Source organism: Streptomyces sp. NPDC001068 (assembly GCF_042897315.1).
In the GTDB taxonomy this organism is placed as follows: Bacteria; Actinomycetota; Actinomycetes; order Streptomycetales; family Streptomycetaceae; genus Streptomyces.
Window position 1 is genome coordinate 44,918 of the sequence record NZ_JBIAYD010000025.1, and the last position, 25,100, is coordinate 70,017.

Sequence of the window (25,100 nt, forward strand, 5' to 3'; positions counted from 1 at the left end):
CATTGCTGACGTGGGAGGTTGACGGCAGGGTGGCCGCGCTGGATTCTGCGCGTAGTTCACGATGACATGCGTGCACCGCAGTGTTGTGCGGTCCCATTTCTCGCCGGCGTGGGGTTGGGAACCAGTGGCTCTGATGACCGTCCTGTCATGGCAGGCGGCCCCCGGTCTTCCCCTCGAAGGCCGGGGGCTGTCGACGTTGGGTGACGATTGGCCAGGCGGGCATCAGTCTCAGGTACTGAGAGGGATCACTTCAGCCTGCGGGATGGGTGGCGACGCGCCGGGACCGGGGCCGGGGGATGCGCTGCCAGTCGAGGAATCCTTGGAGTCCGGTTGGATTCCTGGGCTGCCGGGCGGGTACCGGCGGCAAGTGGACATCGATGCGTTCGAGATTGACCGCGATGGCGGTCAGGACGTGCTGGACGTGGGCCTTTCGCTCCGGTAGCGGCACTGGCGCATGCCGTGACCGTGACGGACTCGCTGATCGTGCTCTCGATGGCGGCCCGCAGCGAATAGCGCGACAGCCACTCCTGGGTGTGCTGCTCAGTTCGCGACTCGGACTGGATGTCGTAGAGATCGCGCGGCAGGAAGGCGACCGTGCGGGCGTCGGTGCGGGTGCAGGAAGAATTCACCGGGCAGTCCCGGCAGTCGGCGACGGTGAAGCTGGCCGTGATGTAGGGAGCAAGTGACGGTGGTGACGCCCACCAGCTCGTGATCTTGCCCTTCGGGCAGGTGATGGCCTTCACCGCCTGTCTGCACGCCGACCGGGTCCGCGGACTCTGCGAGGCGGCCCAGGCTCGCAGGACTGGCGATTGCTGATCAAGGAACATCCGCTGCCCCACCGCGTCCCTCGTGGGGCTCGCTGTGATGTCGCGGGTGGTGTCGTCCTGCCGTACGCCGAGGAATCGCGGGGACCTGCGGCGCTGTCTGTGGGCGGCGGTGGGTGAGGGCAGCCGACGGTGACAGCCGGCCGCCGGCGCCCCTAGGGAACGGGCCACCGGTTCGCTGCCGCCCCGGACCGCCGGCAGCCGTGGCGCACGCACGGTGACGGGCCGGCCGGTCCGTCACTCTCGGAACGGCACCGGCATCCGACCGGGTGGACCGCGCCCCGGGCGGCGCCGGCGGCGGCCCGGCGGGGGAACCACTGACAGCTGGGGCGGGAGCGGCCCGGCCCGGGCACCGTGAACGACACGAGAGGCGGATGGACGATGGGACACGGCGGAGACGCGCTTGCGGAACTGATGACCGACCACCGGGAGGTCGAGGAGATGTTCGCCCGAATCCAGGGGATGCCGGGCGGCGGGCAGGACCTCCGTGACGCGGTGGACGAAGTCACCATCGAACTGGTCCGGCACTCGGTCGCCGAGGAGGAGTACCTGTATCCGGCGGTGCGTGAGCACATCGAGGGCGGTGACCGGATCGCGGACAAGGAGATCGCGGACCACGGCCGGGTCGAGAAGCTCCTGAAGGAGCTGGAGAAGACCGACACCGAGGACGCCCGTATGAGCCCGCTGCTGCAGCAGCTCATGGACGAGGTCTCCGCCCACGTCCAGGACGAGGAGGACAACCTCTTCCCGATGCTGCGGCAGGCCTGCTCTCAAGAGGCTCTGAACGACCTCGGTGACAAGATCCGCCGGGCCAAGTCCCTGGCCCCGACCCGCCCGCACCCCGCCGCTCCGAACACCCCGCCCGCGAACAAGCTCCTCGCCCCGGGGGCCGGCCTGGTGGACCGGGCCCGCGACTTCATCACCGGCCGCGGCACGTCCTGACCCTGCCGGGACACGCTGCTTCCGGGCCGGGACCGCGCACGTTCGGTCCCGGCCCGCGACGCGGACGCCGGGCACCCTGTGACGCGGCTCATTCCCTCCTCGGCTCCGGCTGCGCCCAGGCCCGGCAGGCCGTCACCCTCGCCGCCACACTGCGTTACCTCACCGCGCCTGACGTGGAACTGCTCCACCTGCTCGCACCGAGTGGATCCCACCAGCTGGACCGGCTCACCGGCTGCGATCCGCAGCCCGACGACACCGCGTGGCGCACCTGGATCGACGAGACCGTCGTCAGCTGGGCGGCCTGCCTCCTGGCAGACCCTGCCCTGGCTGCCCACGCCGCCCGCCAAGCCGACGCCGTGAGCGAGCACCACGCCGCCGGTGGCCTGCGGCGGCTGACCGCCCCCGGGAAGCGGGATACCGAAGCCGCGCCTCTGCTGCGCCATCCCGACCTGCTCGAGCACATCGCGGGCCTGCACCGGCCCCAGCTCCACAAACTCCTCAGCGCCGATCCGGTGGAGCTTCCCTGAGCTCAGCGGCCGAGTGCCTGTCACTCCGCCTGAACCGCCGACCGGAGCCGACGCCGGGCCGTGGCTCCCTGACCGCGGCCGACTCCTCGTTCGCAAGCGGATCCGCCGGTCCTGCCCACGCCCGCAGGACAGGACAGGCTCAGTACAGGCCGCCCAGAACCTCCCAGAAGTCGGGTCGTTGAGCCGTCCGGCCTGCTCTCCCATAAGGAAGGTTTCGTCGTGAGCGGTGATATCCCGGTGGACGACAGCTGTATCAGCATCTTCCAGGAGCTGAAAAGCAGGCGGGACATCAACACAGTGATCTACCGGCTGAGCGACACACTGGAGACCGTAGTCCCCGACTTCAAGGGGAACCTGACGCACGACGAACTGCTGAAGGCTCTGCCCGCCGATGAACCCCGCTACGTTGTCCACTACCTGCTCTTCGCGACAGCCGACGGGACCCGGCACGAGAGGGTTGTACTGATTTCCTGGTGTCCGGCTGGGACGAAGACTGAGGAGACGATCGCCCACTCCTCCGGCTACAACACACTCCGGAGCCTGCTCGACCGGGTCCAGGTCCACCTGGAGGCCACCCACCTGTCCGACGTCGAGTACGAGGCGCTCGTATCCCGGGCCTCCTGACCGCTCCCCGGCGGTGGCGGTGCGGTCGCGTGCGGTGCCAAAGGGCGTGGCGTCGCCCACGCACGCCGGGCACCCGTACGTCCCGGCCCTCAGCGTCGCTGCCGTGCGGAGTCCGGAAACGCGGGGGGTGCCCCTATCTCCTTCGTCAAGCGATCGTGATGATGACGGGCATGACGGATGAGGATCAGGGCTTGGGTCGTGAGAGCCGCCAGGGGTGGACGCAGTTGCACTTCGCGGCGGATGCGCAGGATGCCGCGGTTGTCGGCTCTCTCCTGGCGGGGGGTGCGCAGGTGGATGCCCCGGATGGGCAGGGCAATACGCCTTTGTGGCTGGCCGTGTTCACGTATCGAGGCGATGGCGCAGTGTTGTCGCTGCTGGTTAAGGCCGGTGCTGATCCGGACAGGGACAACCTTCATGGTGTGAGCCCGCGGCGTCTTGCCGACTGGCGTATTGGTTCAGATGTCGCGGTGCATTTCGGGGAACGTCCTTCCTCGTAGTGCAGTTTCTGCAGGTCAGGCCGGGCTGGGGTTCGTAGAAGGTGCCGTCGCGGAGCATCGCGAAGAGGACATCGGCCTGGCGTCGGCGAGGTAGAGCAGGGCTTGGGTGTGGTGCTTGCCCTGAGCGATTTTCTTGTCGTAGTAGGCCCGGGATGCCGGGTCGCCGAGGGCGGCGACCTGCTACGAGCCACGGCGTTCGTCTGCGCGCAGCGCAGTGGCTCCCTCGCGCCAGGCGGTGAGGAGCTGGGCGGCGAGGCGGTCCTCCACGAAGGTGGTCGCGCGGATCCCGAACACCACGTCGGCGTCCAGGTGCGGCTCGCTCTCCAGCAGTCCGCCGACGACGTCGTGGCGTACGACCTGTTCGTGCACGGCGTCCGCCTCGACGTGCTCGGTGTAGAACCGTACGGCCGCCGGGCCTGCGCCGGTCCGGCGCATCGCCTCGGCCAGGCGGCTTGAGGCAGGGGACGAGGTCACCTCGACGGCGGCGAAATGCCCGACAAGCGCGGCGCGCAGCGACCGGTGCAGACCCAGCAGGGACATCAGATTGACGGTGGTGAGCGCTTCGGCCGGCGCGGCGTCGACGTACCGGCCGTACGTCGTGTCCAGCCCGAGGTCGGCCATGAGGGCGGCGAAGAGCTCCGCGTGGATCTCGTCGGCGCGTCCGGCGCCGAACTCGTCGTACTCGACGGCGACCATGGCCGCTTTGGCGCGCCCGCGCAGCCGGGGAATGACCCAGGCGTGCGGGTCGGCTTCCTTGAGGTGGTAGAGCGAGCGCAGGACGGCGTATTCCCGCAGGTGTCGGAGGGTGCCCTCGGCCTGGAGGAAGTGGGAGACGCTGTTGCCGGGATCCGTTGCCGGTTCGACTTGGAGCTCGTCGAGCGCCTGTGCGGCGGTGTCGGCACCGTTGACGGGCACGTCGGTGTGGAGCGCGTGCAGGAAGCGGTCCTCCAGGGCTTCGCGGACGGCCAGCAGCCCGCTGTCCCACTCCAGGCCGTCAGGGACGCCCTCGAAACCCTGGTAGTGCAGTTCGTAGAGGACGTAGAGGGCAAGCTGGAGATCATCGCCGTACGGGAAGCAGTGCGCCGGGGACGGTGTGCCCGCCGGATCCGCGCCGCGCAGGGCGGCCGTCACGGCGGCCGAGAGCGGGCCGCGCGGCTCGGGCAGCGCTGGGGAAAGGCGGCGGGTCATAAGGCATCGCCTTCGTCGGGTCGCTTGCCGCGGCAGCGGTGGCTGGTGTCGCACCAGGGGAAGGTCCGACTGCGGCGGCAGGTGCAGACGGCCACCATGAAACGCGTCGAAGCCGTCACCTCGCCCCTCTCGCCCACCACTTCGACCGGGCCCTCGACCAGGAGGGGTCCGTCGCGCTGGACACGGATGCGGCAGACACGCTCAGGCGAGTTCGGCACGGATCACCACCAGTTCCTCTGTCGTGCCGCTGCCTGCCAGGCCGTGCTCGCGCAGCCAGTCGAGGCGGGAGAGCAGGACCTGTCCGAAGGGCAACCGGGTGCGGTCGACGACCTGCGCCCGCAGCCCCGCGGCTGCCAGCCGGGTGAGCGTGGCGCCGATGGAGCACAGGTGTGAGTGCACGATCAGAAGCTTTCCCGTCGGACGCAGAACTTTCGGTGCGGTGTCGCAGATGCGGTCGATCAGCAGACGGCCGTCCGTGCCGGCATCCCACGCCCGGGCCGGGCCCTGGGACGGTCCGCTGCCTGGAGCGGGCACGTAGGGCGGGTTGGCGATCACGAGATCGAAGCGGCGGTCGCTGGGTAGTACCGCCGTCAGGTCGCCGTGCACCACCCGCAGGCGCTGCCCGTTCAACAGCGCGTTGATCCAGGTGACGACGACGGCCCGCCAGGAGATGTCGATGGCTGTGACGTGGCCGCCCAGCCGTGCCGCCTCTACCGCGAGCATGCCGCTTCCGGTGCCCAGTTCCAGGACGTCCGTCTCATGCGTGATCCGTTCGCGGGACAGTGCCCGCCCCAGCAGCCGGGTGTCGGCCTGGGGGGCGTACACGCCAGGGGGGACCCAGCAGCGCAGAGGCCGGGCACTGGTGGGAAGGGTGGCTGTCACAGTGTCCTCCTCAGCCGTCGTCCGCCTCTGCGTCCCATGACCTCTGCGGCAAAGGGTGCCTCCACGAGTGCCCTGATGCCGCGGGGGTCGCAAGGCAGCGCTGGCGCCGAACGGGTTTCCGTCCGGCGGACCGGGAAACCTCGTGCGCCTCACAAGTCACGCTTGCAGAGAGTGCTCAGATCACAGCCGAACCCGTGAGCCAGCACCACCGTCCGCCCCTGCGGGTTGCCGATGACGCTGACGTTGTTCCTGCGGCCGATATTCATCCGGGCAGCCTCGCAGCCGCCCGCCGTTCTGCACCGGCCGCGAACCAGCCCTCGCCGCAGCCGCGGACGCCGTACACACACAGGGCGAGGGTGTCCCCCGGAACAATTCCGGGGGACACCCTCGCCGGGTGAGCGGGCGTCAGCTCTTGAAGGCGTCCTTGGCCTTCTCCTTGGCCTCACGGGCGTCACCCGCGCTCTTCTGCATCTGCCCCTCAGCAGCCATGCGCTCGTTGCCGAGGGTGCGCCCGAGGGCCTCCTTGGCCTTGCCCGTGGCCTGCTCGGTCTTCGCCTTGGCCTTCTCGCCGGCACTCATGGAATACGCCTCCTCGTCGCTTCACTTCCGCTGTCGCGGTAAAGCCCCGGCTGCCCCGCCACTCCCTTCACAAACAAGGACCGCTGGGTGAATGGCGCGCGATTGGCGGGGCACACGGCGGCCAGGAGGTTGATAACTATGGTTCCCCTGCTTCTCGTTCTACTGCTCGCCCTGATCCTTTTCGGCGCCGGATTCGCCATCAAGATCCTCTGGTGGGTGGCCGTGGTCGTCCTCGTGCTGTGGCTGCTCGGCTTCGTCATGCGGTCCACCAACGCCGGAGGTGGCCGCGGCCGCTGGTACCGATGGTGACCTGACACCGCACACACCCTCTCGTGTGGGGCCCGGCCGTCGCGACGGCCGGGCCCCACACGTACGACCGGTGAACAATCCCACGACTCCGCAAAACCGGCCTTAGGAGTTGCCAAGCGAGGCCGGGGCAGGCGTGTTGTGTCGGGGGCGGGGCGCATGCGCGCCGGAACCCGCGCAACCTCCCAGCGCATTCCGCCCCCGGCCCGGCCGCACCGAGTCGGCCAGACGCTCAATGTCATGACCAGCGCGCCTAGAGTTGACCGGCTGTTGCGCACCGTCCCGCCGGACAAGGGGAGCGCCGTAGGGCTCCGCCTGCGGGGAATGCCGGCCCGTGTTGCGCCAATGGCATCTCCGCGCCGTTTCACCCAACTGAGGCCCGCCCTCTTCGGGCCACAGCAGGGACCGCTGCCCGTCGTCGGCGTGGTTCGGGTGCGGGCCGTTCCGCACCCGCATGGCGTGACCGCGCCTGGGAGTCAGTCATCGTCAGGGGCTGCTGCCGCGTGCCGGTCGTCGATGGCGTCCAGGGAATCGGCGAGGCTGGCGTGGCGGGCATCGAGGTAGGGACGCATGCCGGCCAGGGGCGCGATGAGCTCGGCGGCGTCGGCGGTGCCGAGAGCGGCATGCAGGGCGGCCTGGGCGGGGCGCGCTTCGGGCGCGAGGGGGCCGAGCGCGCCGATCTGACCGGCGAGGCGGCGCAGGTCGGCGGCGTGAGCACGGGCCCAGGCGGCTGAGGCGCGGTCGGCGGCCCTGGCCTGGCGGGTGGCTGTCACACGCTGTTCGCCGGTGGTGCCGGCGGGGCCGGGGCGGCCGCGCAGGTACCGGCGTTCGGCGGCCTGGCGGCTGGCGACGCCGAGCGGGCCGGCGAGGTCGGCCCAGCTGGCGCCGGCGTCGCGGGCGGTTTCGATCAGGCCGGTCTCCCATTCGGCGAGCTGTTCGCGCACCTGCCGCAGCAGCACCAGGGAGGCCAGCGCCTGCTCGGGACTGGGAGCGTCGGGGTCGGAGGTCTCGTCCTGGGCATCGCACAGTGCGTCGTCTATGGCGGCCAGAGCCGCAGCGGCGGCGAGGAAGGACGCCGGGCTGTGGACGTCGGTACGTGTCGTGGACGGCTGGTCGGCTGGGGTCACGCGCACCTCCCTGGGGCTGTCATCAGGTCGACGACACCCATGTTTGTCATCCATTGGATGACATGTTACAACGGTGTCAGTGCAGCGCATTGGCAGCAACTGCTCGAACCTGCTGGAGGTGTTTCACGATGTTGATGCGCACTGACCCCTTCCGTGAGCTGGACCGGATGGCGCAGCAGCTGACGGGCCCGGGCACCTGGTCGAAGCCGGCGGTAATGCCGATGGACGCCTACCGCGAGGGCGACGAGTACGTGGTGGCCTTCGACCTCCCCGGCGTGAACGCGGACGCGATCGACATCGACGTCGAGCGGAACATGCTCACCGTCAAGGCCGAACGCCGACCGGTGGCGAAGGCCGACGACGTGAAGATGGAGCTGTCCGAGCGGCCGCTGGGCGTCTTCTCCCGCCAGCTGGTGCTGGCTGACACCCTGGACACCGAGCGCATCCAGGCCGATTTCGACGCCGGCGTGCTCACCCTGCGCATCCCGATCGCCGAGCGCGCCAAGCCCCGCAAGATCTCCATCGGCGTCGGCTCCAGCCGCAAGGAGATCTCCGGCTGACACCAGCCCGCACTGGTGCGGAGGACGGACACCTGATCTCCCCTCCCCGCCCTCCGCACCCCCGTGGACGGTCCGACGACGCAAAGGGGGGTGGCGGCCGATGACCTTGCGACGTGAAGCGTTCCTCGCTCACGTGGAGGAACGCGGCGAATACGGCACTGCGGCCGAGGCAGAGCGTGTGGCCCGCGTGGTGCTCGCCCTGCTCGGCGCACACCTGGTCGGCGCGGTCCGTGCCCAGCTCGCGGCACGTCTGCCGGAGGGCTTCGCCCTGATCCTGCTCAACCCGCTGCAGAGCGCCGAGCCGCTGTCTGCGGAGCGGTTCGTCCGCGCGACCGCCGCCTGGATCGAGGGCGCCACCGAGCAGACCGCGACCTGGGACGTCAGCGCCGTGCTGTCCACCGTCGCCGACACCGCGGGCGAGGACCTGATGAGACAGATCCTGCTCCAGCTCCCCGCCGGCTACGACCTCCTCTTCGGGCGCTCCCAGCCCACCTGACCAAGACCCGGGGGTGCCGCACCGGCACCCCCATGACTCCATGAAAGGCATGCACCGCAGTGATCTCCGACGTGCGCGTACCGCTTGAGCAGCTGCCGTACTCGACGGCGTACGAGCAGATGCTGGAGAAGGTCCGCTACGAGGGCGCCTACCCCACCCGCGAGCGGGCCGACGAAGCCGTCCGCCTGGTCCTCGCCGGGTTCGGGCGTCAGCTGACCGGCGACGAACGCGTCGACCTGGCCGCCTGCCTGCCCCTGGAGGCCGCCCGCGTGCTGACCGCGCAGATCCCCGATACCCAGCCGCTGACTGGCTGGGCCTTCGTCGAGGACCTCGCCGCCCGCTCCGGCGCCTCCCTGGCCACCACCCGCTGGGACACCGGCTCCGTCTTCGCCGCCGTCAACGCCCACACCGGCTCCGACCTGATCACCCGCATCCTCCACCAGCTCCCCACCGGCTGGGCCCTGCTCTTCGGCCGCGCTGAACTCACCACCGCCGCCTAGCCGGGCGAAATGCACCCCCGGGGCGGACGCGACGGCCCCCGCGTCGCTGGCCGCCCCGAACTCTCCGGGGCTTCGCCGGGCGACTGCCGTGCCCCGGAGCGTCCGGCCGAGCGCAAAAAGGTGCCACGGGTGTGAACCGCTGCCCCCAGCCCAGATGAGTGGTGTCACGTCTGGGTCCCGAGCGCCACGGAGGCCCGGGCGATGTTGCGCCCGGGGTTACGTGGCCTTGGGCGAGCGGTCCGTGTCTGTGCAGGTGGCGGGGGTAATTGGTTGTCGTTCTGCACGTATGTGCCCCGGCGGTGACGGCTGCCCGGGCGGGGAAGAACCTCGGAGTTGTGATCACGATGGAGTCCTCCGTGAACGGGCGTCCCGTGCCCGGTGACGTGCCGGGTCTGGTCCGGCAGGCGGAACTTGCCAGGCGGTAGGCTCAGCTGAAGCAGGAGACCGACCAGCTGCAGGAAGCGGTCGTCTCGCACGCGGTCGTCGACCAGGCCATCGGCGTGGTCATCTCGGTGGGCAGCCTCTGTCCGGATGAGGGGTTCGAGGTGCTGCGGAGGGTCTCCCAGCGCACCAACACCAAGCTCCGCCACTTCGCCGAGCTGATCGTGAACTGGCCCGGCGGCGGAGAACTGCCCGACGACCTCCACCTGGCCCTGGACGAAGCCCTGAAAGATGCCCGCTCCCGCTGACCGGCGCACGTCCAGCCCCGCACACCCGCCCCTGGTCCGGCATGCCGTGCGGCAGTCGGAAGCTTCAGACCACCGGCGTGCCGGTCCGCCACCGTGCAGCCGGCAGTGGCTTACGCTCCGCCTGCGGAGGACGTCCGGAACGTGATGTGCCTACGGCGTCCTCCGCGCCGCTTCACCCCACTGTGGTCCGTCCCGGAGCCTCCCGGGGCGGACCACAGCCATTCCACCGCTGACGGCCGCGCGACCGGGACGGCCGCGCTGGCGGCCCTGGCCGTCGTTTGGTCTCCTTCACCTCTTCGGACGACGGGGGCTGTTACGCGCTCTTGCAGGCCGGACACCGCCATTCCCGCCTGGCACGGCGCGCACCGCGAACTGCCCTACGCGTTCGCCGCCTCCGCGACGGCCGCCGCTTCCGGCATGGCCCTGCTCCTCGGTCCGGTGCACGAGTCGGCACCCGCACGCTGCGCCGCGGGTTCGCCGCCGGCGCCGAGGAGGTCGCGACCCGGGCCGAGCGGCGCCTCGGCATGGTCGCGGTGACCTATCGCCAGGGCCGCGGTGGGTGCTGCTGCGCACCGCCCGTCTGTTCACTGCTGTAGGCGCCGTTCACCGGCCTGCTGCTCGGCCACCGCAGCCGTCCCGCGGCCGGACTCGCGGGCCTCGCCCTCCTCACGGGCTCGGCCTGCACTCGGTTCGGCATCTTCGCGGCAGGAGTCGCCTCGGCCGAGGACTCGACGTGCACGGTGGCGCCCCATCGTGCAGCCGCGAACGCGTCCGACGAGGCAGAGAGCTGACGCCGCACGGTCCCCGGCTCGTCACCCACATGGAGGGGTTCCGGGCACCGGGCAAGGAGAGATATCCCGCGGCCGCTGTCGAGGTCCGTCCGCCTGAAAGGACACGCGGCGGGTACGCGTACCGGCGCCAGTGACCAACCCGTCCGCCGACGGGTGACTGGTTCCGCTTAGGCAAGGAGAGTGCCCACATGGCCACCGTGTCCCTCACCGCAGCGTCCGAAGAGGACGCCGCCGCTGTCTTCGGTGTTCTGCGGACCGTGTTTTCCACCGACCGTTCTACCCACGACGTGCCCGAGGAGCAGCCGGGCGATCGTTCGACCGTGTGGAGCGCGGAGTTCGAGCCCACCCAGGAGTGGAGCCCGCCGGCTCCGGTCCCTTTGGAGGGGGCGGTCTCCGCCACCCTGCAGGGCGACCACCTCGCCGTCGGTCAATTGTTCGAAGCCCTGAGTTCCGCGTTCGCCGTGCACCGGTCGGGAGCGGCGTCGGGAGACCAGGAGCAGGAGGTCGACCTTCGGCTCGCGACGAAGGGATGACAGGGCGGGAGACCGTACGCGTGTGATCGGACCACGAGGAGATGAGCGGGATGGTGCAGATCGGGTACACGATGATGACCGAGCAGGCCGGTCCGCGGGATTTGGTGGACCACGTGGTGGGCGCGGAGCGTGCCGGGTTCGACTTCTCGGTCACGTCCGACCACTACTTTCCCTGGCTGGAGTCCCAGGGCCACGCGCCCTACGCGTGGAGCGTGCTGGGTGCCGCCGCGCAGGCCACCGAGCGTATTCCCCTGATGACGTACGTGACGTGCCCGACGGCCCGCTACCATCCGACGGTCGTCGCCCAGAAGGCCGCCACGATGCAGCTTCTCTCCGAGGGGCGGTTCCGGCTGGGGCTGGGCTCCGGGGAAAACCTCAACGAGCACGTGACGGGTGGGGGCTGGCCCGCCGCGCACGTCCGGCTGGAGAAGCTGGAGGAGGCCGTGGACATCATCCGCGCCCTCTTCGCGGGGGAGAACGTCAACCATCACGGCGCCCACTTCGACGTGGAGAACGCCACGTTGTGGGACCTGCCTGACGCGCCCCCGCCGATCGGTGTCGCCGTCTCCGGCGACCGCTCCTGTGAACTCGCCGGTCACCTGGCCGATCTGGTGATCGCCACGGAACCCCGGCCGGAACTGATCTCCGCCTTCGACCGCCACGGCGGCGCGGGCAAGCCCAAGGTCGGCCAACTGCCGATCAGTTACGACACCGACCGCGACGCGGCGATCGCCCGTGCCCACGAGCAGTTCCGCTGGTTCGGCGGCGGCTGGCCGGTCAACTCCGAACTGCCCGGACCCGCCGCCTTCGAGGCAGCCACCCAGTTCGTCCGGCCCGACGACGTGGCGGGGTCCATTCCCTGCGGCGACGATGTGCAGGCTGTCGTCGAGGCCGTACGGCCTTACGCCGACGCGGGGTTCACCGAGGTTGCACTCGTCCAGATCGGTGGCGACTACCAGGAGCCGTACCTGGAATGGGCGGAGCACAAGCTGCTGCCCGCACTCCGCGAAGTGTGACCGGGCGAGGACACTCGACATGACCACGAAACGCGCCGCGATCTTCGACATCGACGGAACGCTCGTCGACACCAATCACCTGCACGTGGTCACATGGTGGGAGGCGTTCCGGCAAGCAGGTCTCCACGTTTCCATGCGGGCGATCCACCGGGCCGTGGGTCTCAGTGGCGGCGACCTGCTGGACCACCTGCTCGGCGATGGCGATGACCGTGATCCCGTCCAGGACGAGCAGCTCACGGCGACCCACCACGCCCTCTACGGCACGTACTTCGAGCGGCTGCCGGCGCTGGACTCGGCGGGTGACCTGTTGCGCGCACTGGCCGGGCGGGGCTGGGCGATCGTCCTGGCGACCTCGGCGAGCGGCGCGGAACTGGCCGCGCTGCGGAATGCCATCGACGCGGACGACGTGATCCTCGGGGCGACCAGCGCGGACGACGTTGACGACGGCAAACCCGCCCCCGACCCAGTCCAGCGGGCCAGGGAACTCGCCGGCGTACCGAGCGAACGAGCCGTGTTCGTCGGCGACACCGTCTGGGACATGAAGGCAGCCGTACGGGACGGAGTGACCCCGGTGGCAGTTCTGTCCGGCGGCATCCCGCGAGCGGACCTGGAGGAGGCGGGAGCCCACGCCGTGTACCAGGAACCTGCCGCCCTCCTTGCACACCTGGACAGCAGCGTGTTCGCCGGTACGGAGTGACCCGAGCCCGCACAGGTGGAAGGTCAGTCGGCGCTGAGCACGGAGTCGTCCTGGGGGCGTGCGCCAGGTAGACGGTGGCGGGTGGCGATGAGGGCGGTGTCGACATCCCGGGTGCTGGTCGAGACGCACAGCGTGTAGGCGATGTCCTCCATTCGCCGCTGTCGGCCGGGCGCCGTTCTCGGCGTGCAGGGCGCGCAGCGTCTCGTACTGCACGACCAGGTCCTTCACAGCACGGCGGGGTGAGCCATCAGCACCGCAGGCCTCCATTCAGTTGAACCCGACATACGCGAGGCGGTTACCCCCGGCCTACGGGCCTATGCGAGGTCGTGAGGTCACGGCACCGTCACGCCTCCCACGCGTCTTTTCCACGAGGCGACGCCTGCGTGCAGGCTCCCGGGCACAACCTGGTGGCGCTTCGAAGGGAGGGTGGGTTTTTGACTGCTGGGGCGAGAGTGGTCGGTGCGGCCTGTGCGATAGGAGACTCCATATCTCTGCCCGTTTGAGTCGGGTCATCTCCGCCCGTTTGAGTCGGTTCGCTCCTGTCTGATCCGAAAGCGCCCCTGTTTGACGCTGTTTGCGCCCTGGGGAGGCGTCGCGCCCGACGGTACTACCGAAACGTGACGCGACAGCGCCCGTATCCCAGTGACCTGTCCGATGCCCGCTGGGAGTTGATCGGCCCCACCCTCACCGCCTGGCGGGCCGAGCGCAGAGGCAAGGGCCTGGACATCGGCCGCCCACCCGAGCACGACCTGCGCCGCATCATGGACGCCATCCTCTACGTCGACCGCACCGGGATTCCCTGGCGCTACCTGCCGCACGATTTCGCCCCCTGGGAGACGGTCTACGGCTACTTCGCCGCCTGGCAGAAGGAAGGCGTCTTCGACCAGCTCAACGGCCTGCTGCGGCGCCTGGTGCGTGAAGCCGAAGGCCGGGATACCGAGCCGAGCGCCTGCGTGCTGGACGCTCAGAGCATCAAGACCTCCGCCAACGTGCCCGCGGCCGGCCAGGGCATCGACGCGGGCAAGAAAATCGCAGGTCGCAAGCGCCACATCGGCGTCGACACCCTCGGCCTGCTGCTGGCCGTCTGGGTGACCGCGGCGAGCTTCTCCGACAACACCGGCGGCATTCACCTGCTCTCACAGATCTCCGCCACAGCACCTCGAGTGACCAAGGCGTGGGCACACTGGCTACCGGACGAAAGTCATCGACCACGGCGCCCGCCTCGGCATCGACGTCGAAGTCGTCCGACGCGACCCCGGCGTCAAGGGGTTCAAGGTGATCCCCCGACTCTGGGTGGTCGAGCGGACCTTCGGCTGGCTGATGCACCACCGACGTCTCGCCCGCGACTACGAGACCCACCCTCACCGGTCCGAAGCCATAATCCGCGTCGCGATGATCGACCTCATAAGCCGCCGCCTCACCCGCGAATCCACTCCGAACTGGCGCGACACCTGAACCTCGAACCAAACAACCTCGCCGGGACAAAACGCTCTTTGAGGGCCCGCACCCCCTGAGGGGGTTGCGGGGCCCTCAGCACGTTCCTCGACTGCTCGGACGCTCCGTTGGGGTGTCGCCCGCACTGACGGGCGACACCCCAACAGGCCGTCCGGCCTCGATGAGAAAGACATCCTCATCGACCCACGCCGACCGCGCACCCCGGATCCGCGCCGTGCGCGTCGATGTGGCGGGCGGTGCAGAATGTCGCGGTGCGCAGGCCCGCGTGGAATGAGGGGCCGGTTGCGACGACGTCCTCGCCGGTCGTGCGCTACTTGCGCAAGGGGGAGCGGGTGACGTCGTGCGTGGTCGGGGTCGGCCGGGACGCTTCCCGGTACCGGGAGTGCGGCGGCGGGACTGTGTGGCGGATCGTGCTGGGAGGGCAGGTGCCGGCCGGATGCCTCAAGCGTGCCTGACACCGCCCGGCCGTGAGCCGCGTCTCCTGGAAGAGTTCATGCTGCGCGACGACGACCAGGCCCTCGCGCTCACCCTGGCCGCTCTGTTCTTGACCGGCAGCGTCCTACTGGCGTCCTGCTGGATCGGTCCACCGGCCACGTTCTCCGTCACGGCGGGTCTGGTGGTCACGGCCTACGCCGCGCCCCGTCTCGCCCGCCGTATTGCGATCCGCCGCGCGGTCCGCGAGCTGCTGCGCTCTCTGCCCGGAGCGTGACGACCGGAGCGGGCGCGTGGGGGAGCTGCTGGCGCCGCGCGCTGGCGGGGGGTCAGGCGACGTCGATGCCCAGCTCGGTGTCCGGCCGGCACATGGTGCAGGCGGTGAAGCCGCGGGGGTCGTTGACGAGTCCCTGGCGGGCGAGGTCGGCCTCGATGGGCCTGCTGCGGGTGAGTGTTTTGGTGCAGCTGCTGGTGTGGATGGGCGCGGCCTGCCCGGCCTTCTCAGGGAGTTCGATGATGAACCGGGCCGACGGGTGGACTGCGGTGTCGCGACGGTCGGCGAGGGCCGGGGGCCGCTTGGGAGCCGCGATCACCGGGCGCGGGATCGCCTGGCGCTCGGCACGGGAGATCGCAGACACAACGGCACCGCGCTGGAGACGCAGGTACGTGCCCACGGTGTCGGTGTCGGCGATCTGCTGGTCGAGGTGCGCCAGGATCGCGCGCAGGCGCGGGGCATCCGGCGGCAACTCGTTCATGCGTTCGATTCTAGACCTGTGTCGCCCGCTGGGTCAGACCGGCGCTCTCACCACCGCGGTTGTCACCGTGAGCACCGCGACCAGCAGCATGACCACGCGGAGCCACCGGCCCACCCGGTTGCCGGGGGCAGGCTCACTGCCAGCGATCTCCTGCTGCCTGCTCTCTGTCCCGCCGAACAGCTCCCGGCATCTGTGGCAGTCTCCGCCGGCATCGGCCGACCAGTGGGCACCGGTCAGGTGGGCGAACGCCGCATCGTCCCGGTCATCCCTTTCCGCGCTCACGCCAGGACAACGACTCGTTCCGCCACCCCGCTACCGCCCGCGTGGCGGACAGACAACGCAGCAGCCCACCGCGGCCCTCACAGGACCTCCGGGAACGACGAAGGGCCGCCCGATGGGGCAGCCCTTGCGACACGAATTTCAGTCTGCCTCGACCCTGCTTCGCTTTCGGGGATGATGTCAAGTCAGGGATGGTCCGTCTTGATTCCCCCGTCGTGGCGGGCCATCCCGGCGCGGCCGGTCACGGGGCGGGCAGGGTGGCTGCGGTGTCGGTGTGTTCGCCGGTGACGAGGTAGACCACGCGGCGGGCGATGGAGACGGCGTGGTCGGCGAACCGTTCGTAGTAGCGGCCCAGCAGTGTGACGTCGACGGCGGTCTCCACTCCGTGGTGCCAGCGGTCGTCCATGAGGTGCTGGAAGATCCCGCGGTGCAGCTCGTCTATGCGGTCGTCGTCCCGTTCCATCTGTGCGGCCGCGTCCACGTCGCGGGTGACCAGGACGTCGGCGGCCTGTGCCATCAGACGCTGGGCGAGCTGGCTCATCTCCAAAAGGGTGCGGCGCAGATCCTGCGGAACAGCCTGCTCGGGATACCGCCGCCGGGCCACCTCGGCGACATGCTGAGCCAGGGCCGAACAGCGCTCCAGGTCCGCGCTCATACGCAGCGAGGTGACCACCACCCGCAGGTCGGTCGCCACGGGCTGCTGACGGGCCAGGACCGCGATGGCCCGGTCCTCCAGATCGCGTTGGAGGTCCTCGACGCGGCCATGCGTGCCGAGCACCCTCTCCGCGAGCTCAAGGTCCGCGTCCAGCAGCGCACCGGTGGCCCGTCCCATGGCAGAACCGACCAGGTTCGCGATACCGACCAGGCCCTCACCGATCGAATCCAGTTCCGCGTGGTACGCGTCCCGCATGCCGGTCCTCACTCTCCAGTTGTCCACCGTCCAGCACCCGCAAGGCTCCCACACCCACGCACACCCGAGCTTTCCGACCGCATGGACCAGGACACCCACCGGCGCGCCGGTTCGCAACCGGACGGCCGGCCATAAAAGGCGGCGTACGCTCGAAATGCGGAGGACGTCCGGAACGTGATGTGCCCATGGCGTCCTCCGCGCCGCTTCACCCGACTGCGGTCCGTCCCGGCTTCTCACGGTGCGGGCCGCAGTCATGTGCGACCGGCTCCGCCGCTCCGCGGTTGCTTCACCCGTCCAGGTGACAGTGCCTGTTACGCGTTTTTGCAGGCCCGGCCCCCGGCTCCCGGTGGCGCCGCCTGGCACGGTGCAGCACCGTGTCGGCCGCTGGTACGGCATCGAAGACTGACAACCGGTCAATTCGTCATGTTCACCGCATTGATGTGTCTTGCAGGTGAGAGTCACTGAAATATCCAAGATTCGTCACATGCTGCGGATTTCGCACTGTTCGTGTTCGGGGGCGGGCAGGGTGTGCGTGTGCGGCCGACCGGGCCGCCACCCAGCACAACACACCCCGCTGAGCAGTGACTTCACGGGGTGTGGGCTCCGAGAAGGGGGACCTCGTGTCCGTTTCTGTGACCGCCCGCCGTCTGACCGCCGCCGCTGCTGTCGCCGCTGCTGCTGTGGGTGCGCTGGCGCTGCCCGCCGCGGCCGCCGGCCAGCCCGCCGCCCGCCCGCACGACCGGGCCGTGGTGATCAGCGACGTGCAGTACGACTCCCCGGGACGCGACGACCGCTCCAACTGGTCGCTCAACAAGGAATGGGTGGATGTCACCAACACGAGCCGTCGGGCGGTGAACCTGGACGGCTGGACGCTGTCCGACGAGGCCGGCCACACCTACACCTTCCGGCACTTCCGCCTGGACGGCCGCTCCACCGTCCGCGTCCACACCGGTGAGGGCCGCGACCGCTACGGCGACGTCTACCAGGACCGCCGCAACTACGTGTGGAACAACGACCGGGACACCGCGACCCTGCGCAACGACCACGGCCGGTTCATCGACGAGGCCTCGTGGGGCTACCACCGCGGCGGTGGCCACCGCCACTGACTGACCGCAAGCCGGGTGCCGGCCGCCCCTGGCCGGCACCCCTGGCAGCCGGCGGTACGCCTGTCCTCGGTGTAGCGCCGGCCGCCGCGTACCGCTGTCCCCGCTCTGGCCAGTCACCCGCTGTGCGCCGTGGTGACGGGCCAGACGCATAACCGCTAGTGGGCGAGGGTGACGGTGATGGGCCGGTCCGGGCAGGCGGCGAGCTGCTCGGTGAGGGCGGCCTGTTCGGCGGGGTCGATGCTCAGCTGGTAGCGGGTTTTGTCGGCGACCCAGTCGGTGACGTACTCGCACCAGTAGGGGGAGTACGGCGGCAGCCACTCGGTCGGGTCCTTGTCGGCCTTGGACCGGTTGGAGGCCGCGGACACCGCGATGAGTGCGCGGGGGTCGTCGAGGTCGTTGGCGTAGGCCTCGCGTTCCTTCGCCGTCCAGGCGGAGGCGCCGGAGTCCCAGGCTTCGGCGAGCGGGACCAGGTGGTCGACGTCCAGCTGGCTGGCGCTGTTCAGGTAGCGGTCGTCGTATGGCGAGTACCAGCTGCCGCCGGTCAGGGCGCACTTCGGGCCGATCTCGGGTGTGGTGACGGCTTCGGCCAGGAGGACTTCGGCGCGGGCGTTGCAGCCGTTCTTGTCGGCGTCGGTCCAGTGCTTGAACTTGTCCCGGGAGTAGCCGGCGCGGCTCTCGTTTGCGACGGTCAGCGCGGCGAGTGCGTCGCGGACCGGCAGGGTGATGGTCTCGCCCGGCGTGCGGTGCACGGGCTGCTGTGCGACCACGGGCGATGCCGGGTCGGCGGCGTGGGCGGTGGTGGGGGTGAGCAGGGCGAGCGGCGCGAACAGCGCGGCGATCAGGGTGCGTCGGGTGCGAGTAGGGCGCACGGCGCGGGTCTCCGTTCCGAAGATCACGAACAGGGCTGTGATCTTCGTAGCGGGCCGGGCTGGTGCACTGCTGGCTGGTCGGGCCGGGTTCACTCGCACGGCGAACTAGTCAGATGGGTATCCCGGCGGCGCCGCCAACCCGGCAACCGATGCGGTCAGAGCACCACGCGACACCTGTTCGGTACGGCGATGCTGTGGCCCGGTTGCGCCGTGGGCAGATGCAGTCCACTGAGGATCGGGCCGCATCCGCGGGGCGCCTGGCAGGAGGAGGGGCAGGGGTCAGATGACGGTGAGCTTGGTGGGGTGCGGGTGCCAGTCGAGGTTGCGGAACAACTGGCACGGCACTTCCCGCGCCATGCCAGTGATGCGTGATTCAGCGAAACGAACATGACCGACGGGGTCATGATGGATAATGAGTCTTGGCGCCGTGGGCCGCCTTGGTAGCTGGTAGCAGCACCTCGGTGTGACGGGGGTCTTAGAGGCCGGGACATATAGGTGCCATCCGACCAGGGCAAAGTTGATTTCACGAGGGAGCAGGTACGCGTACGGCCTCCGTTGGCGCGTGCCGCTATGCCTGTGTCCGATCTGCTTCACTCTGCTCTTCCGGAATTCCTTGGCTCCTTAGGTGCTGCCTTCGCTCTTGCGGTGCTTGCGACACTTCGCAGGCCCGTCCGTCGAACCTTGACGCGTAGCCGACGCGCTCTGAACGGCGCTCGTGCAGGATGGCGCGAGCCAGCATCGCCGGAGGATGACCAAACAGCGGTCTGATCTGAGAGCTTGCAGCAACGGCCCCTCTCCGGAGGGGCCGTTGCTGCAAGCTCCGACGGGTTAGCCAGCGGCCATCTGCCCGAACCGATGACCGGACAGCTCGCGCACTGGTTCACCGTCCGCATCGACGGCCACATGAGGCCTTCGCGCAGCCGCCCCCGCTCCCCGGATGTTCGGGGCTTCGGCGGCGTGTAGTTCGCGGCTACCAGCGCATGCCGAGCACATCCAGCGCTGTCCGCCGCTCCGGGCTCAACTTCCCTGCCCTGCGCCGGGTGTTGTCGAGCCATGCCCCGAGCCTCACGGCCGACTGCTCGCTCCCGTCGCCGTTGCCGGTGATCTCGACATGCTGCCGGGGGACCTGGAGGTGTCCCTCGCGGGCATGGTACTGGCGGGCGGCGGCGAGGTTCGCCTCCCACCGGGCATCCCGCGACCGTGGCGCACCCGGCACCGTTTCGCCCTCGGCTGGGGGTTCGATGCCGACGGTTTCCAGGAGCCACTGCTGCGCGGGCTTGAGCGTGTCCCATCCGGCGCGCTGTCCGGTGGCCCAGACTCCCAGGTCTTCGCCCTGGACGATGAGTTCACCGGGTCCGGCCGGGAGTGTGCCGCCTGCTTTCACGTGGGCGAGGGTGAGCCGGTAGCAGCGTTGCCATCCGATCTCCCATGACGTCGGGCACCATCCGGGGTCGATGTCGGCCAGTGCCTCCACACGGGCCTCTGGGAGCTCTCCGGCGTAGGAGACGCCCGTTTCCCCGTTCGCCCGCCGTTCGGCGTTCTCTACCGCCCTCCGGGCCGCTGCTCGGGCGTTCTTGGCCCATACCCCGATGGGGAAGCCGTCCCAGACCGCGCTGGTGGGCGGGAGGAGGTGGGAGTGTGCTTCGGCGTAGGCGCGGGCGACGGCGAGGCCGGCCTCCCACGCGGATGCCTGCACGGACCACACCATCCCGAGCGTCTCCAGCTGCTCCACCCGCGAGGCTTCCAGGGTGCTGGCCGCGTAGTACCGGCGTTGATCGGCGATCCACACCCCCAGCGGATGACCGCCGGCCGCGCCCCAGTCCTCCGGGGTGACGTACGTGTACGGGACCCGCAGCTCGGTGCTGTCGGTCTCGCGCAGCCACCGGGTGGCGACCTCGATGCCGCGCCGCCAGTACGCCGCTTCTGGGTCGATGACCCGCAGCCGCACGAACTGTGCGAGGGCGGCGGGGTCGCGTTCCTCACTGAACCGCAGCACGCCAGCCGCCGCCGCACCCACCCGCGCGACATCCTCACCGCCCTCGCTGTCGTCCTCCTGGCCGTCGGTGACGTCGTCCTGGTCGTCGTCTGCGTCCGGCGCCGGTCGGGCGTTGCGCAGGCGAGGGTCGGCGAGTGCCTCGATCGTGTCCGTGTCGTGCGCCTGCAAGGCACCGAGGATCTTCGCGAGGGTGCCGTAGGCGTCCGAGGTGAGCAGCTCGTTGGCGTCCTCGTCTTCACCGAGGAACACCGGCACGATCAGGGTCGCGAGCTTCCCGACCCCGGGCCGCATCCGCAGCGCACGCCCGACCATCTGCACGATGTCCACCATCGAGCCGCGGGCATCGGCGAACAGAACCGCGTCGCACTCAGCCGTGTCGACGCCTTCCCCCAGGACCCGGACCGAGGACAGCACGCGCAGCTCGGCGCGGACGTCCGTGCCGTTCTGGTCGGGCCCGGTCAGGTAGTCGGAGGCGAACTCTTCCAGGACGGCCTGGCGGTGGGCGGGGGCGTGCTCGCCGTACAGCCACGCCGACCACACCTGCGCGGTCGGCGGGAACGTCTCAGGGTCGTCCTCGGCGAGCCGGCCCGCCGTCACCGGCACCGCGGCCGCCATAGCCTCCGCCTCGCCAACCCTGCTGTGGAAGCTGAGCACCCGCCGGAACCGCTCCACGGTCGCGGCGCGCATGAGGCCGGTCTGCACGGCCGCGAGCCGGGCCCCGCGCACCGCGTCGGAGCCGGTGGCCTCGGTGGTGAGCGCGGCGTACAGCTGGGGGTCGCGGATGTCCAGGCACAGCACCTGATACGGCGCCACCAGCCCCAGCCGGATCGCCTCGGACAGCTTCAGCTTGTACGCCACCGGCCCGAACAGCGGCGAGTCCTCATCCATGGACGCCACCAGCCGCGGCCGGTCGCCGTCGGCCTCCCACACTCGTGCCGTGGCGGTCATGTAGAGCCGCCGTACCGCGGGGACTTGGGTCTGGTCGTGGACGGCCGCCCACGGCTTCAGCCCATCGCCACTGACCCGGTGCGCCTCGTCCACGATCATCAGGTCCCACACCCTGAGGCCTGCGGCGTGTGCCCGCTGCAGCGTCCCCATGCCCACCGACGCATACGTCGCGAACACCGTCACGGTCTCGGGGCCGGCGGTCCAGGCGATCAGTTCGTCCGGGTCCGTTGTGCACGGCACGCCCTGGCTGTCCGCGCCGCGCAGGGAGCAGACGCCGATCATCGCGCCCGTGCGGCCGCCCGAACGCCACGCGCTCGCCATCTGCAACAGCAGGTCGAGGGTCGGGACCAGGACCAGGACCCGGCGCGCGGTCAGGCGCTTCGCCGCTTCCACCCCGATCAGGGTCTTGCCGGATCCGGTCGCGGCGATGACCTGGGTGCGCAGCCCCTCGGGAGGGACGCCCTTCCCGGGCTGTTCGGAGAGATGCCGTAGGACCGCGTCGACTGCTTCGACTTGATGCGGGCGCAGCGTGAGGGCCACGATGGAGATCCTCCTGGTCTGGTGAGCTCTGGTGACTGGGTGGATGGGCGGCCGTTTGCCGGGAAGTAGGCGGCCGCCCTGCTGCGTGCAGGGAGGGTGCGGAGCGCGGCCTAGGAGTCCGTAGACGTCGTGAAACGCCCGCCCTCACCTCTGGAAGCCCCACGGCGGCCGGGACCGGGGCGCGCCTCATGGGCCGCCCGGACCTGCGCCGCGAGGTACAACGACTCGCCGCTCCGGCCAGGTTCGCGACTTGTGGCGGCGATACCCCACCGCGACAGCTGCTTGCGGGCCGAACCGGTCGCCGACTTCCCCGTGAACCCCAGGTAGGCAGCCACCACGGACACGGTCCACAACTCCTCCGCGAGCGCCGGGGGCGGGGAAGGATCTGCGGTCATCGGTAGGCGCCTTTCGGGAGTCGAATGCGACAACCCATGGTGCCTCATGGCGAGGCGCCATGGATGCGTTTTCGGAAGACCCAGGCGAGGCGCGAACGCAAAGAGGCCGGTGCCCAGCCGCGCAAGCGCGGGTGACAAGGGCACCGGCCACCGAAAACCCGAAACGGGCACCCCCAGTCTACGGGCGGCCCGGCCTCCCGCCCCCGCACCCTGAGGCCATGTCTCACACCCTGCCGCAGACCGCCCCAACGCCCCGCTGACGGCCCGCGAGGGCGCAGCAGCGCACCGGGGCGCAGCCAAGACCCACGGGCGCGCAGGGCGCAGCCCAAGACCTTCTCTGGGTCGGGGTGGGCGGGGCGTGGTGGGCCACCGGCCGCCGCTCCCCCGGGGCTCCGCCCCGGGGGAGTCCGCCACTCCGTGGCGCCCTCGCCTCCGCGCTCCGCGCAGCGGCATGCCCGAAGCGCTCCGCGCAGGGCATTTGATCAAATCGCTCCGCAATTTTCAGCGGCGACCGGCACCCCACCACGCCCCGACTACCCCGACCCAGCACAATTACGAAGCCTATTCCGGAAGAATATCAAGAATAAAAAGACGCCCCGACCTGCCGTTTCTCCCCGATTTCACGCCCTCGAATTGATAGAGTTTTCCTTGTCGGGAGGTAGTGACAGCCAAACGACAACCGAAGACACGACAGCAAGAAACGGGAAAAACAAATGCAGAATGAGCAGCAGCGCTACCAGATCGGTGCGCGCGAGGAATCCGGCCGCTACCCCGTCCGCGTCGACGGAAAGCCCGCCGGGTGCGTCTACCGCCGTCACGGCAGCTGGTTCCCGGTCATGCCCGGCCACCGAATGGACGGCCGCAGCACCAACCGATTCGGCGCCGCCGAAATCCTTGTCGCCGCCGTCGACCAGGGCAAGCGCCCCACCATCCCCGCATCGGCCGCACGCCCCCACACCCCCACCGCCCTCGGCGTGTCCAACCGCAGCTACACCCACCTCATCCCCGAACTGCGCCCCACGCTCGCGAACCTCGTTCGCGCCGCCGAAGCCACCGCGCGCCTCGCAGAGCTGGCATGGAAGCCGCTTGCGGGCTACCCCGGCGCGGACCAGCCATGGATGATGCAGTGCCTCCTGTGTGGCTGGGAAGGCCGCCGGTTCTGGTCCCACCTCCGGGGCCGCAACGGCAACGGCATCCCGCGCCCCATCACCCGGCACCCCGGATGCCTGCCTGTCGCCGACCACGCGGAACTCATCGCGAAGCACACCGCCCACCACACCGCCACATGCGAATGCGCCGCATACAGGCACCCCACCACCATGCCCGCAGCACTCGAAGTCCTGAACACCCTCAAGCAGGAATCCAAGGACAATTCCGCACCCAACAGGCTGTTCTTCGCACCGGACATTCTTGAGCCCTGCACGGCATCCAGCACAAGGGCCGTAGCCCTGCGCCAAGCCCTCGGATGGGCCCTCGCACAAAAGTGATCCACCCGGCCGGATAGACCAGACACCCCGCGCACCGCACACAGCAACACAGCGGGAGGCCCACACCGGGCCTCCCGCCCCCGCCAGGCCAGGCGCCCCACACCGCGCCGCCCGGCGCCCTCTCACGCGCCACGCCGGCCTGAGTCGAGCCGCCCCAAGGGCCCGCTCCTCACCGCGACTTCAGCGCGCTCGAACACACCCCCAGGAACCCCTGTGATCCCGGTAAAAAGCACCGAAGAACAGCGCCACGACTACACCCGAGCCATCACGGACAAGTGGAACGCCGCCACTCCCGACCAGAAGCGCCGGGGGCGCAACTGGTACGGCACGGCCCATGAGTTGGCCCTAGAAATCGCGGACGGAGACGCAAAGAAGGGCGCGGGCGTACTGGCCGCACTCTCCGCCAACAAGTCATGGACAGAGAATTGCAGACTCGCCCGTAAAGCCTTCGTCGAAGGAATCGCCAGCGGACACGTCCGCGACGCACTCACCAAAGCAAATCGAATCATGGCAGGCGCCGACCCGAGCCAAGTTCTCCCCATACACCTCAAGACCGGGTACTTCTACCTCTGCATTGCAGACCCGGAAAACACGGAACCGGTCGTAATCGACCGCCACGCACACGACATTGCCGTACGCAGGATCTACGGACAGCGTGACCGAGGACTGGGGGCACTCCAGCGCTACAACGTATTGGCCGACTGCTACCGGGCCGCCGCACGGAAAATCGGCGAGGTACCGAGCAAGGTGCAGGCAGTCACCTGGGTCGCACATATCGAGCGGCCCTGAACCGGGGGTGTGGCGTGAGCCCAGAACGTATCCCGTTCGAGAATTGACGCATTCTCAATCGGCGGGATGGTGGTGGGGTGTCATCCCAGAATCTAGCCCACAGTCAGTTTTGACGCATGGCCAGTCTTGACGGTCCGTCAAGACTGGCCGGGGTGTCGGACTCCCGCCGCCCCCTTCCCTACTGCTGCGCCCTTCGCCTGACTGCGGAGCAGTCGGGCCCTGGTCTGCGCGGAGCGCGGGCCAGGCTGGCCGGGCACGGAGTGCCTGGCCCCTTCGGGCGGAGCCCGGAGGCCTCCGGCGCGCAGCGCCGGGAAGCGTCGCGTAGCGACGCCGCGTCGTGTCTGCGGAGCAGACCGCGCGC

General features: G+C 69.8%; 26 protein-coding genes and 4 pseudogenes. 17 read left to right on the plus strand and 13 right to left on the minus strand.

The window, feature by feature from the left end; genetic code table 11:
- Positions 1-245 precede the first annotated feature (245 nt).
- Entirely contained in the window at positions 246-827 is a 582-nt protein-coding gene (locus ACFY3I_RS41825; RefSeq protein ID WP_390866210.1) for a transposase, read from the minus strand.
- 378 nt (positions 828-1,205) lie between these two features.
- Here ACFY3I_RS41825 and ACFY3I_RS41830 point away from each other — a divergent pair, with 378 nt between their 5' ends.
- The 4 genes from ACFY3I_RS41830 (at position 1,206) to ACFY3I_RS41845 (ending at position 3,414) form a co-directional block, all read left to right on the plus strand.
- Positions 1,206-1,766: a hemerythrin domain-containing protein gene (locus ACFY3I_RS41830; protein WP_390866211.1), complete on the plus strand. Its 561-nt coding sequence runs from the start codon at positions 1,206-1,208 to the stop codon at positions 1,764-1,766.
- 173 nt (positions 1,767-1,939) lie between these two features.
- The gene (locus ACFY3I_RS41835; RefSeq protein ID WP_390866212.1) at positions 1,940-2,293 is read left to right on the plus strand and encodes a hypothetical protein; all 354 of its coding nucleotides are present in this window, start codon (positions 1,940-1,942) and stop codon (positions 2,291-2,293) included.
- A gap of 219 nt (positions 2,294-2,512) precedes the next feature.
- Positions 2,513-2,917 (plus strand): hypothetical protein, encoded by a 405-nt coding sequence (locus ACFY3I_RS41840; RefSeq protein WP_390866213.1) that lies wholly within the window; start codon positions 2,513-2,515, stop codon positions 2,915-2,917.
- A 170-nt stretch (positions 2,918-3,087) separates the two neighbouring features.
- Positions 3,088-3,414 (plus strand): ankyrin repeat domain-containing protein, encoded by a 327-nt coding sequence (locus ACFY3I_RS41845; protein ID WP_390866214.1) that lies wholly within the window; start codon positions 3,088-3,090, stop codon positions 3,412-3,414.
- A gap of 25 nt (positions 3,415-3,439) precedes the next feature.
- Here the strand turns inward: ACFY3I_RS41845 and ACFY3I_RS41850 are convergent.
- The 6 genes and pseudogenes from ACFY3I_RS41850 to ACFY3I_RS41875 all read right to left on the minus strand — a co-directional run.
- Positions 3,440-3,585, minus strand: a pseudogene (locus tag ACFY3I_RS41850) (IS110 family transposase); the annotation flags it as partial.
- A 9-nt stretch (positions 3,586-3,594) separates the two neighbouring features.
- Positions 3,595-4,602, minus strand: a complete 1,008-nt coding sequence (locus ACFY3I_RS41855; RefSeq protein WP_390866215.1) for an iron-containing redox enzyme family protein — start codon at positions 4,600-4,602, stop codon at positions 3,595-3,597.
- Positions 4,599-4,820, minus strand: coding sequence for a CDGSH iron-sulfur domain-containing protein (locus ACFY3I_RS41860; protein WP_390866216.1), 222 nt, complete (start codon positions 4,818-4,820; stop codon positions 4,599-4,601). Before ACFY3I_RS41860 ends, ACFY3I_RS41855 begins: the two co-directional genes overlap by 4 nt.
- Positions 4,804-5,484, minus strand: coding sequence for a HemK2/MTQ2 family protein methyltransferase (locus tag ACFY3I_RS41865; protein ID WP_390866217.1), 681 nt, complete (start codon positions 5,482-5,484; stop codon positions 4,804-4,806). The genes ACFY3I_RS41860 and ACFY3I_RS41865 overlap by 17 nt, the downstream gene beginning before the upstream one ends.
- 179 nt (positions 5,485-5,663) lie before the next feature.
- Positions 5,664-5,750 (minus strand): annotated as a pseudogene (locus ACFY3I_RS41870) (alpha/beta hydrolase); the annotation flags it as partial.
- 139 nt (positions 5,751-5,889) lie between these two features.
- Positions 5,890-6,063 carry a CsbD family protein gene (locus ACFY3I_RS41875; RefSeq protein ID WP_390866218.1) on the minus strand — a complete coding sequence of 58 codons (174 nt, stop codon included), beginning with the start codon at positions 6,061-6,063 and terminating at the stop codon, positions 5,890-5,892.
- A gap of 138 nt (positions 6,064-6,201) precedes the next feature.
- Between ACFY3I_RS41875 and ACFY3I_RS41880 the strand changes: the two genes are divergently transcribed.
- Positions 6,202-6,372, plus strand: coding sequence for a hydrophobic protein (locus tag ACFY3I_RS41880; protein ID WP_390866219.1), 171 nt, complete (start codon positions 6,202-6,204; stop codon positions 6,370-6,372).
- Between the two features lie 473 nt (positions 6,373-6,845).
- Here ACFY3I_RS41880 and ACFY3I_RS41885 read toward each other — a convergent pair whose 3' ends face one another.
- Positions 6,846-7,496 (minus strand): type III effector protein, encoded by a 651-nt coding sequence (locus ACFY3I_RS41885; protein WP_390866220.1) that lies wholly within the window; start codon positions 7,494-7,496, stop codon positions 6,846-6,848.
- A gap of 128 nt (positions 7,497-7,624) precedes the next feature.
- Here ACFY3I_RS41885 and ACFY3I_RS41890 point away from each other — a divergent pair, with 128 nt between their 5' ends.
- The 7 genes from ACFY3I_RS41890 (at position 7,625) to ACFY3I_RS41920 (ending at position 12,778) form a co-directional block, all read left to right on the plus strand.
- The gene (locus tag ACFY3I_RS41890; protein WP_390866221.1) at positions 7,625-8,056 is read left to right on the plus strand and encodes an Hsp20/alpha crystallin family protein; all 432 of its coding nucleotides are present in this window, start codon (positions 7,625-7,627) and stop codon (positions 8,054-8,056) included.
- A 100-nt stretch (positions 8,057-8,156) separates the two neighbouring features.
- Positions 8,157-8,552: a DUF2267 domain-containing protein gene (locus tag ACFY3I_RS41895; protein ID WP_390866222.1), complete on the plus strand. Its 396-nt coding sequence runs from the start codon at positions 8,157-8,159 to the stop codon at positions 8,550-8,552.
- Between the two features lie 59 nt (positions 8,553-8,611).
- Complete coding sequence (locus tag ACFY3I_RS41900) at positions 8,612-9,052, plus strand: DUF2267 domain-containing protein (RefSeq protein ID WP_390866223.1); 441 nt, start codon at positions 8,612-8,614, stop codon at positions 9,050-9,052.
- A 500-nt stretch (positions 9,053-9,552) separates the two neighbouring features.
- Positions 9,553-9,741 carry an ANTAR domain-containing protein gene (locus tag ACFY3I_RS41905; protein ID WP_390866224.1) on the plus strand — a complete coding sequence of 63 codons (189 nt, stop codon included), beginning with the start codon at positions 9,553-9,555 and terminating at the stop codon, positions 9,739-9,741.
- Between the two features lie 979 nt (positions 9,742-10,720).
- A complete protein-coding gene (locus tag ACFY3I_RS41910) occupies positions 10,721-11,065 on the plus strand; it encodes a hypothetical protein (protein ID WP_390866225.1) in 345 nt (114 codons plus the stop codon).
- Between the two features lie 50 nt (positions 11,066-11,115).
- Positions 11,116-12,081, plus strand: coding sequence for an LLM class F420-dependent oxidoreductase (locus ACFY3I_RS41915; RefSeq protein ID WP_390866226.1), 966 nt, complete (start codon positions 11,116-11,118; stop codon positions 12,079-12,081).
- A gap of 19 nt (positions 12,082-12,100) precedes the next feature.
- Positions 12,101-12,778 (plus strand): HAD family hydrolase, encoded by a 678-nt coding sequence (locus ACFY3I_RS41920; RefSeq protein ID WP_390866227.1) that lies wholly within the window; start codon positions 12,101-12,103, stop codon positions 12,776-12,778.
- Positions 12,779-12,801: 23 nt separating this feature from the next.
- On the opposite strand, the pseudogene ACFY3I_RS41925 reads toward ACFY3I_RS41920, so the two are convergent.
- Positions 12,802-13,032, minus strand: a pseudogene (locus tag ACFY3I_RS41925) (DUF5133 domain-containing protein).
- Positions 13,033-13,395: 363 nt separating this feature from the next.
- Here ACFY3I_RS41925 and ACFY3I_RS41930 point away from each other — a divergent pair.
- Positions 13,396-14,233, plus strand: a pseudogene (locus ACFY3I_RS41930) (IS5 family transposase).
- Positions 14,234-14,669: 436 nt separating this feature from the next.
- On the plus strand, positions 14,670-14,942 hold the full coding sequence (locus tag ACFY3I_RS41935) for a hypothetical protein (protein ID WP_390866228.1): 273 nt from the start codon (positions 14,670-14,672) through the stop codon (positions 14,940-14,942).
- Positions 14,943-14,994: 52 nt separating this feature from the next.
- Here ACFY3I_RS41935 and ACFY3I_RS41940 read toward each other — a convergent pair whose 3' ends face one another.
- Together ACFY3I_RS41940 and phoU are read right to left on the minus strand one after the other, a co-directional pair.
- A complete protein-coding gene (locus ACFY3I_RS41940) occupies positions 14,995-15,420 on the minus strand; it encodes a DUF6233 domain-containing protein (RefSeq protein WP_390866229.1) in 426 nt (141 codons plus the stop codon).
- A gap of 520 nt (positions 15,421-15,940) precedes the next feature.
- Positions 15,941-16,609 carry a phosphate signaling complex protein PhoU gene (gene phoU, locus ACFY3I_RS41945; RefSeq protein WP_390866230.1) on the minus strand — a complete coding sequence of 223 codons (669 nt, stop codon included), beginning with the start codon at positions 16,607-16,609 and terminating at the stop codon, positions 15,941-15,943.
- A 620-nt stretch (positions 16,610-17,229) separates the two neighbouring features.
- Here phoU and ACFY3I_RS41950 point away from each other — a divergent pair.
- Positions 17,230-17,715: a lamin tail domain-containing protein gene (locus ACFY3I_RS41950; RefSeq protein WP_390866231.1), complete on the plus strand. Its 486-nt coding sequence runs from the start codon at positions 17,230-17,232 to the stop codon at positions 17,713-17,715.
- A 155-nt stretch (positions 17,716-17,870) separates the two neighbouring features.
- On the opposite strand, the gene ACFY3I_RS41955 is transcribed toward ACFY3I_RS41950, so the two are convergent.
- Both ACFY3I_RS41955 and ACFY3I_RS41960 read right to left on the minus strand, forming a co-directional pair.
- A complete protein-coding gene (locus ACFY3I_RS41955) occupies positions 17,871-18,608 on the minus strand; it encodes an HNH endonuclease family protein (RefSeq protein WP_390866237.1) in 738 nt (245 codons plus the stop codon).
- 946 nt (positions 18,609-19,554) lie between these two features.
- Entirely contained in the window at positions 19,555-22,068 is a 2,514-nt protein-coding gene (locus tag ACFY3I_RS41960) for a Helicase associated domain protein (protein WP_390866232.1), read from the minus strand.
- Between the two features lie 1,108 nt (positions 22,069-23,176).
- Between ACFY3I_RS41960 and ACFY3I_RS41965 the strand changes: the two genes are divergently transcribed.
- Both ACFY3I_RS41965 and ACFY3I_RS41970 read left to right on the plus strand, forming a co-directional pair.
- A complete protein-coding gene (locus ACFY3I_RS41965; RefSeq protein ID WP_390866233.1) occupies positions 23,177-23,950 on the plus strand; it encodes a hypothetical protein in 774 nt (257 codons plus the stop codon).
- A gap of 213 nt (positions 23,951-24,163) precedes the next feature.
- Positions 24,164-24,739, plus strand: coding sequence for a hypothetical protein (locus ACFY3I_RS41970; protein ID WP_390866234.1), 576 nt, complete (start codon positions 24,164-24,166; stop codon positions 24,737-24,739).
- Positions 24,740-25,100 lie beyond the last annotated feature (361 nt).

Excerpts from the sequence above, each read along its gene's own strand:
- ACFY3I_RS41910 (WP_390866225.1), top strand. The coding sequence starts at position 10,721 with ATGGCCACCGTGTCCCTCACCGCAGCGTCCGAAGAGGACGCCGCCGCT.
- ACFY3I_RS41915 (WP_390866226.1), top strand. The coding sequence starts at position 11,116 with ATGGTGCAGATCGGGTACACGATGATGACCGAGCAGGCCGGTCCGCGG.
- ACFY3I_RS41895 (WP_390866222.1), top strand. The coding sequence starts at position 8,157 with ATGACCTTGCGACGTGAAGCGTTCCTCGCTCACGTGGAGGAACGCGGC.
- ACFY3I_RS41875 (WP_390866218.1), bottom strand. The coding sequence starts at position 6,063 with ATGAGTGCCGGCGAGAAGGCCAAGGCGAAGACCGAGCAGGCCACGGGC.
- ACFY3I_RS41855 (WP_390866215.1), bottom strand. The coding sequence starts at position 4,602 with ATGACCCGCCGCCTTTCCCCAGCGCTGCCCGAGCCGCGCGGCCCGCTC.
- ACFY3I_RS41845 (WP_390866214.1), top strand. The coding sequence starts at position 3,088 with ATGACGGATGAGGATCAGGGCTTGGGTCGTGAGAGCCGCCAGGGGTGG.
- ACFY3I_RS41880 (WP_390866219.1), top strand. The coding sequence starts at position 6,202 with ATGGTTCCCCTGCTTCTCGTTCTACTGCTCGCCCTGATCCTTTTCGGC.
- phoU (WP_390866230.1), bottom strand. The coding sequence starts at position 16,609 with ATGCGGGACGCGTACCACGCGGAACTGGATTCGATCGGTGAGGGCCTG.
- ACFY3I_RS41890 (WP_390866221.1), top strand. The coding sequence starts at position 7,625 with ATGTTGATGCGCACTGACCCCTTCCGTGAGCTGGACCGGATGGCGCAG.
- ACFY3I_RS41940 (WP_390866229.1), bottom strand. The coding sequence starts at position 15,420 with ATGAACGAGTTGCCGCCGGATGCCCCGCGCCTGCGCGCGATCCTGGCG.
- ACFY3I_RS41920 (WP_390866227.1), top strand. The coding sequence starts at position 12,101 with ATGACCACGAAACGCGCCGCGATCTTCGACATCGACGGAACGCTCGTC.
- ACFY3I_RS41825 (WP_390866210.1), bottom strand. The coding sequence starts at position 827 with ATGTTCCTTGATCAGCAATCGCCAGTCCTGCGAGCCTGGGCCGCCTCG.
- ACFY3I_RS41965 (WP_390866233.1), top strand. The coding sequence starts at position 23,177 with ATGCAGAATGAGCAGCAGCGCTACCAGATCGGTGCGCGCGAGGAATCC.
- ACFY3I_RS41935 (WP_390866228.1), top strand. The coding sequence starts at position 14,670 with ATGCCTCAAGCGTGCCTGACACCGCCCGGCCGTGAGCCGCGTCTCCTG.
- ACFY3I_RS41830 (WP_390866211.1), top strand. The coding sequence starts at position 1,206 with ATGGGACACGGCGGAGACGCGCTTGCGGAACTGATGACCGACCACCGG.